Here is a 14,833-nt window from a genome sequence, read left to right as displayed (position 1 = left end):
TCATTTGTCCAAAAAAAACAACAACGATAAATTGACGATTTTCGCATTGGGCGGAGTCGGAGAAATCGGGAAAAACATGTATGTTATTCAATACGGAGCTGACATTGTAGTCGTGGATTCGGGACTCAAGTTTCCGGAAGAGGATATGCTCGGTATTGACATCGTAATTCCTGATATCTCGTATTTGACAGAGAACCGTGACAAGGTAAGAGGTATTGTGCTTACTCACGGACACGAGGATCACATCGGTGGTCTACCTTATGTCCTGAAGAATTTGAATGTTCCAGTCTATGGAACAAGATTGACTTTAGGTCTTGTAGAGAACAAATTGAAGGAAGCGAACCTGCTGGGGGACACCAAACGGATTCTGATCAACGAAGATTCAGAAATTCAATTGGGGAACTCACTTAAGGTAACTTTCTTTAGAACCAACCACAGTATTCCTGATTCCGTGGGTGTATGCATTGAGACTCCGGAAGGAAATGTTGTTCATACGGGCGATTTCAAATTTGACCACACCCCAGTCAACGGTCAATTTGCAAATCTGCATCGGATGGCAGAGATTGGCCAAAAGGGCGTACTTGCTCTTTTGTCAGATAGTACGAATGCTGAGAAACCAGGCTTTACCCCATCTGAGAAGAATGTCGGTATTGTGCTGGAAGATATTTTCCGCAAGGCTGAGCAACGTGTCGTTGTAGCAACTTTTGCTTCCAATGTGCACCGTATTCAACAAGTGGTTAATGCAGCAGAATCTACGGGTCGTAAGATTACGGTAATTGGCCGCAGTATGGTCAACGTTGTATCCATCGCTTCAGAGCTTGGATATTTGAACGTACCTGACGGAATGCTGATCGAACCGGAAGAAATGAATAGAATGGCAGCAAATCGTGTAGTTGTTCTTTGCACAGGCAGCCAAGGCGAGCCAATGTCTGCATTGACACGTATGGCACGTTCTAGTCATCGTAAAGTAGATATCCTGCCAGGCGATACCGTTATTATTGCGGCAACACCTGTGCCAGGTAATGAGAAGTATGTAGGCCGTACTATCGATGAATTGTTCCGTCTTGGTGCTAATGTGATTTACAGCGGTTCCAACTCCGGCGTTCACGTATCCGGTCACGGTAGTCAAGAAGAACTTAAGCTTATGCTTAACCTGATGAAACCGAAATTCTTCATTCCGATCCACGGTGAATACCGCATGCAGCGCAAACATGCTTTACTGGCAGAATCGGTTGGCGTAGAGCCACAGAACATTTTCATCACTGAAATCGGTGAAATTGTTGAAATCCAGGGCGGTGCCGCTCGTAAGGCTGGTAAAGTAACAGCTGGTAACGTATTGATTGACGGACTAGGTGTAGGCGATGTTGGTAACATTGTATTGCGTGACCGTAAGTTGCTGTCTCAAGATGGTATCTTGGTTGTCGTGGTTACACTTAGCAAGCAGAATGGTGCAATTGTTTCTGGACCTGACATCATTTCACGTGGTTTTGTTTATGTTCGGGAGTCCGAAGGGCTGCTCGACGAAGCTAACCGAATTGTATCCAGTACATTGCAACGCCTGATGAGTGAAAAAGTAAATGAGTGGGCTTCCCTTAAAACAAGCGTAAAAGATTCGCTGGGCCGTTTCTTATATGAACAAACGCGCCGCAGACCGATGATTTTGCCAATTATCATGGAAGTGTAAGGAGAGTTTCTCCTTCAATGAATATATAGCTAGGGCTGAGCCCCTTTTCCCCGGAAATATTGGACGGTTTCCACGGGAGAAGGGGTTTTTGTATGTTCATAAGCTGAAAATTGCATAATGCAGCACCCTGAAACGTCATACTAAGGATTGTTAGTAAGGCAACAGCAGACTAGAGCTGCATATAACAAGGGAGAGCTGCGAAGATGAACTACATCGAAGGATCAAATGGAGCAAAAAATGAGGAAGTTGTCCCAGGAGAAACTAATCCGAATCCTAATGAAAATATGCCGCCCACTACAATGGGAGCGATTAAGGAGCTTGGACAAACAGTAGTCCCAAGTGGAGAGCCTGATATTTTTTGCTTAACGATTATTGGTCAGATTGAAGGACATATTGTTATGCCTCCACAGAACAAAACAACAAAGTATGAGCATATCATTCCGCAGCTGGTGGCAGCTGAGCAGAATAAAAACATCAAAGGCCTGCTTATCATTTTAAATACGGTAGGTGGAGATGTAGAAGCGGGATTAGCAATTGCGGAAATGATTGCATCCCTCTCCAAGCCAACGGTAACCGTAGTCATTGGAGGCGGGCACAGCATCGGGGTGCCGATTGCAGTTTCCTCCACTTATTCGATTATTGCTGAAAGTGCAACGATGACGATTCATCCGATTCGAATGAATGGTTTAGTGATCGGAGTGCCGCAAACTTTCGAGTATATGGAGAAAATGCAGGAACGTGTCGTTAAATTTGTGACTTCCCATTCGCGCATTTCTGAAGAACAGTTCCGTGATCTCATGTTTAAGACAGGTGAGCTCAATCGTGATATCGGGACGGCTGTGGGGGGCTTGGATGCCGTTAAATATGGTCTGATGGATGAGGTCGGCGGGATCGGAGCGGCACTTGCGCATCTTAACCGAATGATCGGCGGGGATTTCTCAGCATCGACTCCAGGAGGGATTACGCAATGACACTGTACACAGTAGTTGCAATGGAACAGGTGTGGGAGGGGGCATTTAACAATTATGCCGCAACCCGAGAAGTTAGTGTGCAGGGCATGCTGATGCAGGTTGAACCGATGGAGGAAGGACGTGCGCGGATTGTGAGATTATTGGATTGTCCGCTGAACCGTTATCTAGATCCGGCGTTCTCTCCAGGTTCGATAATTACATTAACATAAAGATTCATTTTCTGACAAAAGAGAACATAGGTACGCCACGCCATTATATGGTATAATGTTGTTCCGGGGGTGGCTGGCGTGGCTAAACGAAAAAAGAAGAAGAAAAAAGCGCTGCTCGGCAGCGTTTTAAAATATGAAATATATGGAATTTTATTAATAACTATTTCCGTCATTGCACTGTCTGGTGAAGCAGCCGTAGGGCGCTCACTTTCAAGTATGGCGGGTTACTTATTAGGGAGATTTTATTTTGTGTTGCCGCTTATCGGCATTTTTTATGGACTTATGGTGATGATCCATCGAAGATGGCCTTCCTCGTGGAACAGCAGGCATACTGGCGTGCTTCTGCTTCTATTGTCTATGTGCCTTATGAGCACAATATCTGCAATGGAGCAGAAGCTTGGCCCGTTGTCTTTGTTACATCCTGGCAATGTAATGACACAAATACATAATGATCTTTCGGGATCACTTTCACCTGGCTCGAACGAAAGCAATGTCTATATGCTGGGTAAGGATATAAGCGGAGGGTACATCGGCGGGTTGGAGTATGCAGCGCTGTTATGGCTTTTTGGTAGTCTGGGCGCTAAGCTGCTTATGATCGTCATGCTGGCGATCAGCTTTATGCTAATTACCAACTTGTCCTATGTGGAGATTTTTACGCTTTTGCGAGTGCGCTTGGTTAAGTTTGTGGAGGGGATTCGTCTCCATGCTGCAAACCGTCCGAAGGCGGTTCCCGTAGCGGCCAGACCTTCTAGAGCCGCTGCTCCAGCTAAGGCTCGGCAGGTGAAGCAGCCTGTCTATGATGACGAGGAGGAAGAAGACGAAGACGATCGGTATTTGCCTAATCGCAAACAACCTGTCCTTTTGAAAAAAATATCTGGCTGGTTCTCAGGCTCCACGCGTTCACAGGTGGAAGCAGATTCTGATTATGACGATCAGGGTCCAATTGTGGCAAGTGCTTCAACTGGTCCGATTATTTCGGGATTAACTCCAGATAGTCATGTAATTCCATTAGACGATATCGATCATGATTTTGATGATGCGGATCTGGATATTGAACCTGTGACGCCTATTATTCGTGACTTCTTTGAACATATCCGTTCAGAAGGGTTAAACGAAGAAGACCGGGAAGAGTGGAGTGAATTCTCACCCGCAGCTCGTGGTGAAGCAGCTAAACCTGCTGTAGCCGGACCTAATGCCGTTAAGCAGCAGTCTACGGATGAGTCTGAGGAGAATGTAAGCATAGACTTGGAAGGCCTGCTAGGTGCTTCTCCAGATGGAGAGATTATTCCTGCTCCTCCAGCACCACCTCCACCGAAGCCATATAAGCTGCCATCGTTCCGTCTTCTAGCCAAACCTAACAATGGTGGCAAAGCTGGAGATCAGAATGATTATATGCAGACAGCCCGTAAGTTAGAAGCAACACTTGAAAGCTTTGGGGTACGGGCTAAGGTGCTGGAGGTAGTAAGAGGCCCAGCGGTTACGAGGTATGAGATACAACCGGATATTGGGGTTAAGGTTAGCCGTATTGTAAATCTGACGGATGACATTGCCCTTGCACTTGCAGCCAAAGACATTCGGATGGAAGCGCCGATTCCGGGTAAATCTGCAATTGGGATAGAAGTTCCGAACTCTGAGGTGTCTATTGTTACCATGCGCGAAGTTATGGAAACACAGATTTTTCAGGAGGCTGAATCCAGATTATCGATTGCTTTTGGCCGTGATATTTCCGGCCAGACCATTATTGGCAATCTGGCTAAGATGCCCCATTTATTGGTGGCCGGTGCAACAGGCTCCGGTAAATCAGTCTGCATCAACGGGATTATAACAAGCATCTTATACAAAGCTAAACCTGATGAAGTCAAATTCCTCATGGTCGATCCTAAGATGGTAGAGCTGAATGTGTATAACGGAATTCCCCATCTTCTGGCTCCGGTTGTCACAGATCCCAAGCGGGCAAGTCTTGCTTTGAAGAAGATTGTTGTGGAAATGGAGAAGCGTTACGAGCTATTCTCCAAATCGGGAACACGGAATATGGAAGGTTATAATAAGCTAATGGCTGAGAATCCAGCGGCAATTCTCCCGTATATCGTTGTTATTGTGGACGAGCTTGCGGATTTGATGATGGTTGCAGCCAATGATGTCGAGGATGCAATTTGCCGACTTGCACAAATGGCGCGGGCGGCTGGAATTCATTTAATTATCGCTACACAACGCCCTTCAGTAGATGTAATCACAGGTTTAATTAAAGCTAATATTCCATCCCGGATCGCTTTTGGCGTATCGTCCAATGTGGATTCACGTACCATTTTGGATATGCCCGGTGCAGAGAAGTTGTTAGGCCGAGGTGATATGTTGTTCTTGCCAATGGGCGCATCTAAACCTATTCGTGTACAGGGAGCTTTTATGAGCGACCAAGAAGTAGAGACTATTGTTCAATATGTCAGCAGTCAAGGTGAAGCCGAATACGATGAGTCCATCGTTCCTGAAGTGGATGATACAATCACTGAGGATCAGGAGCCGCAGGATGAATTATACGAGCAGGCCGTACAAATTGTGCTGGAGGCTAAGCAGGCTTCAGTGTCGCTGCTACAGCGTCGTATGCGTGTCGGTTATACCCGTGCAGCCCGGTTGATTGACTCTATGGAGGCTCGTGGAGTCATCGGTCCTTACGAGGGCAGCAAGCCGCGTGAGGTGCTGGTGTCACTTGAGCAATATCAGCATAACAAGATCAGCTCCTAAGCTGGACAAGCCCGTCGAAATCTTCAATAGACAGTAAAAGAGATGGCCACTTTATGAAGTGGACCATCTCTTTTTTGTATCCTGAGTACTTATTTGACTCTTGGTGCAGCAAGCAAAGCTTCAACAATATAATCCAGTTGCACATTTAGAGAATAGATATCACTGTAATAACCTAATCCAAAATCAATTTCCATCAAACGGCCTTCTTTCACGGCAGGGATATTGTTCCAAATTGGGTTTTGGGTCAGATCAGCCATACCATCATAAGAGGAGCGGAAGATATAGTCACCGCTGTATTTGCCAAGGACTTCAAAGGATACGGATTCGCCATCCGCACCAGTCGCCGTATCTATTTTCTGTTGAATGATTTCCGGCGCCTTCATGCCTAAATATTCATAAATGATTTGCGAACCACGTCCGAATTGTTTGCTTGCCACAACAGCCATACTGTTGTCTTTTCCACCTTCCATGATGGATATTGTGTGATCCAGAATACCAGCTTCTTGCAGCTTTTGTTTGCTGTCTTCAACTTTTTTATGGAAATCAGTAAATAATTCTTTTGCTTGATCTTCTTTGCCTACGACTTGTCCAATAAAGGACACCCGTTCTTCTGTTGACATTTTTTCATACGGAACTAACACTGTTGGTGCAATTTGGTGGAGGGCTTCATAAGTTTCCTCTGACGGCACGATGATAAGATCAGGATTTAGAGCAAGGATTGCTTCAGGGCTAGCCTCAAACCAGGTGCCAAGCTTTTGCACATCTTTTAGCTCATCTTCAAATGCAGCACCCTCGGACACATCGGATACACCTATAGGTTTAATGCCTAGAGCCAGTACATCACCGAGCAAATAAAGAACTACGACTCTTTGTGGACTAGTGGGAACGGCAATGTCTCCTTTAACTGTGGAAATTATCCGGGTTTGTTGTTCGACAGCAGCTTTGTCTGTATTTGCTCCTGTACTTGTTTCTGCTGAGGGGGTTGGTGTCCCATTGCTTGACGCATTTGAATTTGTGGTTCCCGTGGAACAAGCGCTTAACACTATGGTAAAGCATAATAACAGGGTGAGCAGTAATGATGGTTTGGCATTTCTAAACATTGGTAATTCCCCTTCTCCGTTATAATGATAATGATTATCATAATCAATATAACGGAGAGGTTGTGTTCGGGCAATGTCAGTTTGCGCACCTTGGGATGGCATATCACGCCAACTGGGTTGGGTGATCAATTTATTTTTGTATCGGACAGGGGAGGTTCCGTAATATTTTTTGAACATTTTTCCTAGATAATAGCCATCAGGATAACCTACTGCAATTGCGATGTCATGCAAGCTCGCCTCAGTGTTCAGGAGCAGTATTTTCGATTTTTCCATGCGGATGCTGATTAAGTACTGAGCAGGGCTAGTCTGCAGCCGTGTTCTGAATAATCTGGATAATGTTCTAGGGCTGCTGTTTACCGCTTTAGCTAATTTTTCAAGAGAGAAGGTTTCCTTATAATAAGTCTGCATATAGCGAATTGCTTGATCTAGCGGATCAGGTTGGATTAACTGTGTTTCCAGCGTATGCAGCTGCCTAAGCATCTCATAAATCCATTGATAAAACAGTGTTTTAACATGCAGCCGATCCAAAAGACCTGTTTTGCCCCAATCAGTAAACATGTTCTCCATCTTATCAAATAAGGGCAGTGGACTAGTAGGCGTAAATCCATATTGGAGATTGAAGGGATTATTGTGTTCCATAATTGCTTTTAGATTGTTGCGTGAGGCGAGTGAGAGGTTTGTTTTATATAAAATTAAGTAATACTCCAGTAGTTCCTCCGTGCGTAAAAATTGAATGTTCATTCCTTTTCCACCATGAAGGATATGAAAGTTGCCGATCTCATGCGGGATCTCGTCAATCAGTATTTCGGCTTTGCCGTTTATGATCAACAAGAATGCGCTTGAGGGCAGCTGATAATGTGAATTCAGATCACTAGATCGTTGAAAAGTATGGCGTATATCAATAATTTCTATTAATGCGTGGTTCCACAATAAAATGTGGTCCTTTAAATTCATGATTAATATCAACTCCAACGTTTTCTTATTTCGATTATAGTTGATAATTATTCTCAATTACAATGAAATGCTATTACTTCTTTTTTAGTAATGCATAGGATGTCCTGACAGTCGTCATAATAACTTTAGCCATCCATGCAGAACTCACAAAAGAAAGGTAGAGCGAACCCCTATGAAGAAACATAAGTTGTGGATCTTTGCTTCTTTAACCCTTGCACTTGCTGCCGCGCCGTTTGCAGGAATGCTGCTCCAGGGTAATGGCATACTACAGACCAAGCAAAGTGCTGCTGCGTCATTTGTCCATGAACTAAATCATCCTGAAGAAGAGGCCTTGCCTGCCTTCAGCACGACTCCGATTAAACTCGGTTCTTCTGGTCAGGATGTTTATGAGTTGCAAGGACGTTTAAAACATCTGGGCTTTTATGAAGGGAAAATAGACAGTCAGTTTGGTCCGAAAACGAAAAATTCAGTAACGTGGTTTCAATGGAAGTTTGGAATGAAGTCTGATGGCATCGTAGGCGCTAAGACTAAGCTGAAATTGTATAACGCAACTAAGAACTGGAAGCCGACAGAGTCGGCTTCAGCAACCGGAAATAATACAGCAAACAACAACACCGGTAACAAAACAAATACAACCAATAATTCGGATTCAGCGTCTCTGTCTTCAGGGAATACGATGGGATTATCAGAAAATGATCTCAAAATTATGGCTAATGCCGTCTATGGTGAGTCAAGAGGTGAACCTTTCGAAGGACAAGTTGCTGTTGCTGCAGTAATCTTGAACCGGGTAAAATCTCCGAGCTTTCCAAATACGCCGTCTGGCGTTATTTTTCAGCCGGGAGCTTTTACAGCTGTAGCTGACGGGCAGATTTATTTGGAACCAAATGAGCAGGCACGAAAAGCAGTGCAGCAAGCGCTGAATGGCTGGGATCCTTCGGGTGGATGTTTGTATTATTTCAACCCTAAAACGGCGACCTCCAAATGGATTTGGACTCGTCCACAGGTCAAGACTATCGGCCAGCATATTTTCTGTATGTAGATAAGTAAAGAAGTAAATCCAGAGAGCAACCGGGAAGAGGCATCCGGTTGCTTCCTTACTTTGGAATGGTTTAGAATGGTTATTAATTCATAAACATGTTAATGAGCAACTATCCACGCGGTAAAGGAGTTTTGGACTTGACTAATAATGTATTTCAGCATGGCAACGTTGCAGGTATGCGTATTCACGTGATGCCTACCAAGGCGTTCAAGACCTACGCCATCTCACTTTATGCCGGCGTCCCACTTAATGAGGATACGGTAACCCCTACAGCACTTGCCCCATTTGTGCTCCGCAGAGGTACCGCTTCTTATCCAGAGACTACTCAATTCCGCGAGCGTTTGGAGGAGCTGTATGGCGCTGGATTTGGTTTTGATATTTATAAAAGAGGCGATTATCAGATTGTTCAGTTTCGCATGGACACCATTAATGACTCCTTCGTGCAGAGTCAGGAGAGCTTGCTTGAACAATCCTTTGCTTTCCTAGGAGAAGTCCTGACCCGTCCGTTGGTGGAGGATGGAAGCTTCCGTTCTTCCTATGTTGCAACAGAGCGTGAAACAGTGCGCAAGAAGCTGGAATCTATCGTAAATGATAAGATTCGTTATGCTGCGGAACGCTGTATCGAAGAAATGTGCCGTAACGAGCCCTATCGCCTTCATCCACTGGGTCAAAGAGCGGATTTGGATCGGATTACTCCAAAAAGTTTGTACGAATCTTATAACTCATGGCTGGATGGAGCTATTTTGGATCTCTATGTTGTGGGAGATACGACTACTGAGGAAGTTGAAAAGCTTGTGCAGCATCACTTCGGACGCATTCAGTCGGAGGTGGGCTTATATAGCTCCAAGTTTGTCCCAGTATCCGTCAGCGAGGTACGGACGGTAGAGGAGAAGCTGGATGTCAGTCAGGGCAAGTTGAACATGGGTCTGCGCACATCGATTACGTATAAGGACGATACATATGCGTCCGCACTTATGTACAACGGAATATTAGGAGGGTATCCACACTCCAAACTCTTCGTCAATGTACGGGAGAAAGCCAGTCTTGCATACTATGCTTCTTCACGCTATGACGGTCACAAGGGGATTGGAACGATACAATCAGGCATCGAAACGCAAAATTACAACAAAGCTGTTGAAATTATAGAGAAACAACTGGAAGAGATGAAAGCTGGCAATATCAGTGATCTGGAGTTAAGCCAGACCAAAGCCATGATCCGCAATCAGCTTTCCGAGATTCCGGATTCTGCTTTTGAGATGATCTCTTACGACTTCAACCGCCAGTTGTCAGGAAAAGAACGGACAGCGGATCAGCTGCTAGAAGAGGTGGAACAAATCGGTGCAGGGGAAGTAAAAGCTGCAGCGGAGACCTTTCAGCTGGATACGATTTATTTCTTGACAGGGAAGGAGGAATAGAGATGGAACAGATTCAATACGACAGACTTCAAGAGACCCTTTATCATGAGGTGATGGAGAATGGGCTTCAGGTTTATGTATTGCCAAAACCAACATTCAAAAAAACTTACGCCACATTTGCAACTAAATATGGTTCTGTAGATAACCATTTTCATGTCGCAGGTGGAGAAGAGACCACTGTTCCTGATGGTATAGCTCACTTTTTGGAGCACAAAATGTTTGAAGAGCCAGAAGGCGATATTTTTGCCACTTTTGCTTCAAATGGAGCTTCAGCTAACGCTTTTACAAGTTTTGATCAGACGGTTTATCTTTTCTCGGCAACAGAGAACATAGAGACCAACCTTAGTACACTCGTTGATTTTGTACAACGACCTTATTTTACGGATGAGAATGTAGAAAAGGAAAAAGGGATCATTGGTCAAGAAATCAATATGTATGCAGATAATCCAGACTGGCGCGTGTACTTTGGCCTTATTGAGGCGATGTATTCGAAACATCCGGTTCGGATTGATATTGCCGGAACTATAGAGTCGATTAGTACGATTACGAAAGAAACACTGTACACTTGTTACAACTCTTTTTATCATCCCAGCAATATGCTGTTGTTCGTAGTGGGTGGTGTGGATCCGGAGAAGGTATTCTCCTTGATTCGCAGCAATCAGCAGGGGAAATCTTATGGTAAACAAGGTGAGATTAAGCGTATTTTTGAAGAGGAGCCGGAACAAGTCGCTACGAAGCGCTTAGAAAGCAAACTCGCTGTTTCGATGCCTAAGATTATGTTTGGATTTAAGGAAAAAGTTGATGGTCTTACAGGTGAAGCTGCGCTTAAGCGTGATCTCGCCACAAAGCTTATGCTTGATTTGCTGGTTGGCAGCAGCACAGCGTTGTACCAAAAACTCTATGATGAAGAACTGATCTCAGACAGCTTTGGCCATGAATTTAATAGTTCAGAACAATATGCTTTTTCAGCTATGGGTGGAGATACCAAAGACCCGGATTTGCTGCTAAAACGAATTAAAGAAGAAGTGGATCAGATCTTAAAGTCTGGCTTTGCTGAGAAGGATTTCGAGCGGGCACGGAAAAAGAAAATAGGCGGATATTTGCGCATGCTGAACTCCCCTGAAAGTATCGCACATGAATTTACACGTTACCAATTCCGCGGTGGTGACCTGTTTGAAGTTCTGCCTATTTACGAATCGATTACTTTAGCTGAAGTGAATGAGCGTTTACATGCCCATGTAAATTGGGAGCAGCTCGCTGTTTCACTAGTGGTGAGTCCTTAAATGGCGCTTTTGGGAGAGAGCAACAAACCATTAGGAGAAATGACAGTTCTGGTGACAGGGGGCAGCGGGGGAATCGGTGGCGCCATTGCAGAACGGTTTGCCTCTGTAGGCATGAATATTGTTATTCACTACAAGCACTCACATGAAGCTGCTAATGATGTCGCTCGGCGTTGTATGGCTCTTGGAGCAAAGGTAATGACTGTAAATGCGGATATGAAGGATCGCAGTCAGATTGTACGAATGGCGGAGAAGCTTGAAAGTAATGGAATGCAGCCGGATATTCTTGTCAACAATGCCGGTAAATCTCATTATGGGATGCTGGCTGATGTGAGTGAAGAGGAATGGGATGATATTATGGCCATTAACTTGAAAGGTACCTTTATGTGCAGCCAGATTTTTATGCCGTACATGGTATCCCAGCGTTATGGTCGAATCATCAACGTTTCTTCCGTGTGGGGAATATCGGGAGCCTCTTGCGAGGTCGCTTATTCAGCCAGTAAAGGCGGAGTAAATGCGTTTACTAAGGCGTTAGCCAAGGAACTAGCACCTTCTGGCGTAACTGTGAACGCGGTAGCTCCAGGAGCGGTTAATACGAATATGTTGTCTAACCTACAGGAGGATGAGGTCCGGATGCTGGAGGATGAGATTCCGGCGGGACGTTTGGCTACACCGAACGAGATCTCCTCACTGATTTACTTTTTAGCATTGCCTGAATCCGGGTATATTACTGGGCAGATCATTAGCCCTAACGGTGGCTGGATTACTTAATGCTTAACTTGGAGAAAAGCTCCAGCATAAGAATCTATCGTCTGAGACATATTATAAGTGTTGTTTTTTAATCTCTCGTAAGGCGGCTTACAGCCTGTATGCAGGTGTTTGACCGTAAACATGAAGGAGGATTTAAGATGACACAAGACGATAGCGTAATCAAAAATTTTGACACCTGGAAGAAATTCCTAGGTAAACGGGTTGTACAGGCGGAGAAACTTGGGATGAGTCAAGATACAATCTCAAAGCTGGCTTTTGAAATCGGGGAATTCCTTGATGAAAAAGTGGATCCAGCAAACACTCAAAACCGTGCGATCAAAGAGCTATGGGATGTCGGCAACGATGAAGAAAAGCAAACGATTGCTAAACTCATGGTCAAGTTGGCGAAAGACAACGCCTAAGCTTGCGGAAAAGCTCCCCCTGTGGGAGCTTTTCTGCAATTATTACAGGACTGACCTTGCCTTTCATTTTTATTTTATATATCATTAACATGACCCGTGTAAAAGACCGCTTTGCCGGGGCAGCTTTTTTTGCTGTATTGGCAAAGGGTAGGGAAAAGGAATCTATGAGGTGTACAAGTGGAATATAAACAGTGGTATATGGAATACAAGATTCACAAGAACAGACCCGGTCTGCTTGGTGATATCGCTTCAATGTTAGGGATGCTGGAAGTTAACATTCTGACGATTAATGGAGTTGAAGGAAAAACTCGCGGAATGTTGCTGGAGACCAATGATGATGAGAAAATTATGCTGATGGGCGAAATGCTCAAAAAAGTTGATAATATTACAGTTTCAGCTCTGCGGTCTCCAAGGCTCGTGGACAAGCTGGCTGTGCGCCATGGGCGATATATTGAACGGGATTCAGATGATCGGAAGACGTTTCGTTTCACCCGCGATGAGCTAGGTCTATTGGTTGATTTTCTCGGTGAGCTGTTTAAAAAAGATGGGAATCAGGTTATAGGACTTCGTGGTATGCCCCGTGTAGGAAAGACGGAATCCATTATAGCTGGCAGTGTCTGTGCTATGAAACGCTGGACATTTGTCTCCTCCACATTATTGCGGCAGACGGTGCGCAGTCAATTGGCTGAAGATGAGATGAACCCACATAATGTATTTATAATTGATGGTATAGTTAGTACGATCCGCTCTAATGAGAAACATTATAATTTATTGCAAAATGTTATGAGCATGCCAAGCACAAAGGTTATTGAGCATCCAGATATTTTCGTACGCGAATCTGAGTATAGTTATGATGACTTTGATATTATTATTGAGCTGCGGAATAATCCAACGGAAGAAATCTTGTACGAGTCATTTACGACGAGCTACAGTGATGATTTATAGAACACAAACGATGAAGAATACACTTCCGAGCATGTTTTTTTATAAAGCTGGTTAAGGAAGTTTACATTCATAGAACTTACAGGAGGTGATGGTATGTCGGAACTGGGCCGGCAATTGAAAGAGGCACGTCTGCAAAAAGGGATGAGTCTTGACGATGTCCAGGAAGTAACAAAAATTCGCAAAAAGTATTTGGAGGCCATCGAGTCTGGAGACTACAAGGTGCTTCCAGGAAGTTTTTATGTGAGGGCGTTTATCAAAACGTATGCAGAAGCAGTAGGCATGAGTCCTGACGAACTGCTCGAGGAGCATGGGAACGTACCTGCACCACCCGCAGACACGACCATGGAGACGGTGATTCAAAAGCGCAGCCGTAGACCCGAAACCGAACGGAATGCAAAATGGCTGCCAACGGTGCTGATGTGGACATTCCCTATATTGATTATTGTGGTGATTTACATTTATGCTTCTAGTTTAAACAAAGCAGACCCTGATCAAGTTGATCAAACAAATATCACCAATAATGTGCAGGATCCTAATACAGCACAAACATCTCCACCCGCATCAGGAGGCGGTGTAGTAGCGCCTACTTCCTCGGCAGGTGCAGAAGCAACTACTGAGCCAACTACGGAGCCTACGCCAACACCGACACCAACGCCGTCTCCTCAATCGATCACAGTTACACCAGATGGGAAGTCAGGCAAAACAACGAAATTTAAGGTTACAGCTCCTGCCGGAAGCGAAGTTAAGGTTGAGATTGTTGCATCCGGAGTAAGCTGGCTTGAAGTTTACAAAGGCGAAAACTCTAAAGGTGAAAAACTCTCCTTCGGAAATACTGCAGCAGGAGAAACTATGAGCTTCGTTCTTGGTAGTGAGGGCATGTATATTAAGTCTGGGTATTCCCCAGCAACTGAAATTACCGTAAATGGTCAAGTAATCACGGATGAGAAGACGTCCTCACGTCTCCTGCTTAATCTTGACGACGGTTCTGGAAGTGAAGGTACCCAAAGTGACGGGACAGGCGAATAACAAATAGGATGTATAGACTTTGGCTTTAGGGAGAACATAAGACTGTTTTCAGTTTTAGCCAAAGTGAGGTGTACATCTTATGACAGTTAGCTGGATTGTAGCTGGCCTTGGGGTTGTTGTCAGTCTCATCGGATACTATTTGACACCAGGTGCTTGGGGATACGGAATTCTCGGATTCGGTATTGCACATATTGTGCTAGGAATTCTGGATATGTTTCGTAATCCGGTCCGAAGCAGATAGAAGCTGTAGAAATGAACGTCTCCAACGGCGTACTTCCGGTGGAGACGTGTTTCTACCC

General features: G+C 44.6%; 13 protein-coding genes. 12 read left to right on the top strand and 1 reads right to left on the bottom strand.

Annotated elements, in window-relative coordinates:
- Nucleotides 1–4: 4 nt before the first annotated feature.
- The 4 genes from MHH46_RS18915 (at nucleotide 5) to MHH46_RS18900 (ending at nucleotide 5,603) form a co-directional block, all read left to right on the top strand.
- A complete protein-coding gene (locus tag MHH46_RS18915; protein ID WP_076127859.1) occupies nucleotides 5–1,684 on the top strand; it encodes a ribonuclease J in 1,680 nt (559 codons plus the stop codon).
- A 203-nt stretch (nucleotides 1,685–1,887) separates the two neighbouring features.
- Nucleotides 1,888–2,655 carry a ClpP family protease gene (locus tag MHH46_RS18910; protein ID WP_076136428.1) on the top strand — a complete coding sequence of 256 codons (768 nt, stop codon included), beginning with the start codon at nucleotides 1,888–1,890 and terminating at the stop codon, nucleotides 2,653–2,655.
- Complete coding sequence (locus MHH46_RS18905) at nucleotides 2,652–2,864, top strand: YlzJ-like family protein (RefSeq protein ID WP_076127863.1); 213 nt, start codon at nucleotides 2,652–2,654, stop codon at nucleotides 2,862–2,864. Before MHH46_RS18910 ends, MHH46_RS18905 begins: the two co-directional genes overlap by 4 nt.
- A 78-nt stretch (nucleotides 2,865–2,942) precedes the next feature.
- Nucleotides 2,943–5,603: a DNA translocase FtsK gene (locus MHH46_RS18900; protein ID WP_076190915.1), complete on the top strand. Its 2,661-nt coding sequence runs from the start codon at nucleotides 2,943–2,945 to the stop codon at nucleotides 5,601–5,603.
- Between the two features lie 89 nt (nucleotides 5,604–5,692).
- Here MHH46_RS18900 and MHH46_RS18895 read toward each other — a convergent pair whose 3' ends face one another.
- Nucleotides 5,693–7,657, bottom strand: a complete 1,965-nt coding sequence (locus MHH46_RS18895) for an AraC family transcriptional regulator (protein WP_076190918.1) — start codon at nucleotides 7,655–7,657, stop codon at nucleotides 5,693–5,695.
- A gap of 172 nt (nucleotides 7,658–7,829) precedes the next feature.
- Between MHH46_RS18895 and sleB the strand changes: the two genes are divergently transcribed.
- From sleB to MHH46_RS18855, 8 genes are all read left to right on the top strand, one after another.
- Nucleotides 7,830–8,696, top strand: a complete 867-nt coding sequence (gene sleB / locus MHH46_RS18890) for a spore cortex-lytic enzyme (protein ID WP_076127869.1) — start codon at nucleotides 7,830–7,832, stop codon at nucleotides 8,694–8,696.
- A gap of 176 nt (nucleotides 8,697–8,872) precedes the next feature.
- Nucleotides 8,873–10,111, top strand: a complete 1,239-nt coding sequence (gene yfmF, locus MHH46_RS18885) for an EF-P 5-aminopentanol modification-associated protein YfmF (RefSeq protein WP_254848801.1) — start codon at nucleotides 8,873–8,875, stop codon at nucleotides 10,109–10,111.
- Nucleotides 10,112–10,113: 2 nt separating this feature from the next.
- Nucleotides 10,114–11,394: an EF-P 5-aminopentanol modification-associated protein YfmH gene (yfmH, locus tag MHH46_RS18880; RefSeq protein WP_076179904.1), complete on the top strand. Its 1,281-nt coding sequence runs from the start codon at nucleotides 10,114–10,116 to the stop codon at nucleotides 11,392–11,394.
- Nucleotides 11,395–12,162 carry an elongation factor P 5-aminopentanone reductase gene (gene ymfI / locus MHH46_RS18875; RefSeq protein WP_036688412.1) on the top strand — a complete coding sequence of 256 codons (768 nt, stop codon included), beginning with the start codon at nucleotides 11,395–11,397 and terminating at the stop codon, nucleotides 12,160–12,162.
- Between the two features lie 137 nt (nucleotides 12,163–12,299).
- A complete protein-coding gene (locus MHH46_RS18870; RefSeq protein ID WP_036688409.1) occupies nucleotides 12,300–12,563 on the top strand; it encodes a DUF3243 domain-containing protein in 264 nt (87 codons plus the stop codon).
- A 177-nt stretch (nucleotides 12,564–12,740) separates the two neighbouring features.
- Nucleotides 12,741–13,508, top strand: coding sequence for a DUF3388 domain-containing protein (locus MHH46_RS18865; RefSeq protein ID WP_036688406.1), 768 nt, complete (start codon nucleotides 12,741–12,743; stop codon nucleotides 13,506–13,508).
- 93 nt (nucleotides 13,509–13,601) lie between these two features.
- Nucleotides 13,602–14,534: a RodZ domain-containing protein gene (locus tag MHH46_RS18860; RefSeq protein WP_076179903.1), complete on the top strand. Its 933-nt coding sequence runs from the start codon at nucleotides 13,602–13,604 to the stop codon at nucleotides 14,532–14,534.
- A gap of 79 nt (nucleotides 14,535–14,613) precedes the next feature.
- A complete protein-coding gene (locus MHH46_RS18855; RefSeq protein ID WP_169744781.1) occupies nucleotides 14,614–14,775 on the top strand; it encodes a hypothetical protein in 162 nt (53 codons plus the stop codon).
- Nucleotides 14,776–14,833: the final 58 nt, after the last annotated feature.

This window comes from Paenibacillus sp. FSL H8-0175 (genome assembly GCF_045040615.1).
Taxonomy (GTDB): Bacteria; Bacillota; Bacilli; order Paenibacillales; family Paenibacillaceae; genus Paenibacillus_AQ; species Paenibacillus_AQ odorifer.
The sequence above is the reverse complement of the archived record's forward strand: the minus strand, read 5'-3'. Positions and strand labels throughout refer to the sequence as shown.

What these genes read in the sequence shown, in the direction of transcription:
- MHH46_RS18910 (WP_076136428.1), top strand. Translation starts at nt 1,888, where the DNA reads ATGAACTACATCGAAGGATCAAATGGAGCAAAAAATGAGGAAGTTGTC.
- MHH46_RS18905 (WP_076127863.1), top strand. Translation starts at nt 2,652, where the DNA reads ATGACACTGTACACAGTAGTTGCAATGGAACAGGTGTGGGAGGGGGCA.
- MHH46_RS18895 (WP_076190918.1), bottom strand. Translation starts at nt 7,657, where the DNA reads ATGAATTTAAAGGACCACATTTTATTGTGGAACCACGCATTAATAGAA.
- sleB (WP_076127869.1), top strand. Translation starts at nt 7,830, where the DNA reads ATGAAGAAACATAAGTTGTGGATCTTTGCTTCTTTAACCCTTGCACTT.
- yfmF (WP_254848801.1), top strand. Translation starts at nt 8,873, where the DNA reads ATGCGTATTCACGTGATGCCTACCAAGGCGTTCAAGACCTACGCCATC.
- yfmH (WP_076179904.1), top strand. Translation starts at nt 10,114, where the DNA reads ATGGAACAGATTCAATACGACAGACTTCAAGAGACCCTTTATCATGAG.
- ymfI (WP_036688412.1), top strand. Translation starts at nt 11,395, where the DNA reads ATGGCGCTTTTGGGAGAGAGCAACAAACCATTAGGAGAAATGACAGTT.
- MHH46_RS18870 (WP_036688409.1), top strand. Translation starts at nt 12,300, where the DNA reads ATGACACAAGACGATAGCGTAATCAAAAATTTTGACACCTGGAAGAAA.
- MHH46_RS18860 (WP_076179903.1), top strand. Translation starts at nt 13,602, where the DNA reads ATGTCGGAACTGGGCCGGCAATTGAAAGAGGCACGTCTGCAAAAAGGG.
- MHH46_RS18855 (WP_169744781.1), top strand. Translation starts at nt 14,614, where the DNA reads ATGACAGTTAGCTGGATTGTAGCTGGCCTTGGGGTTGTTGTCAGTCTC.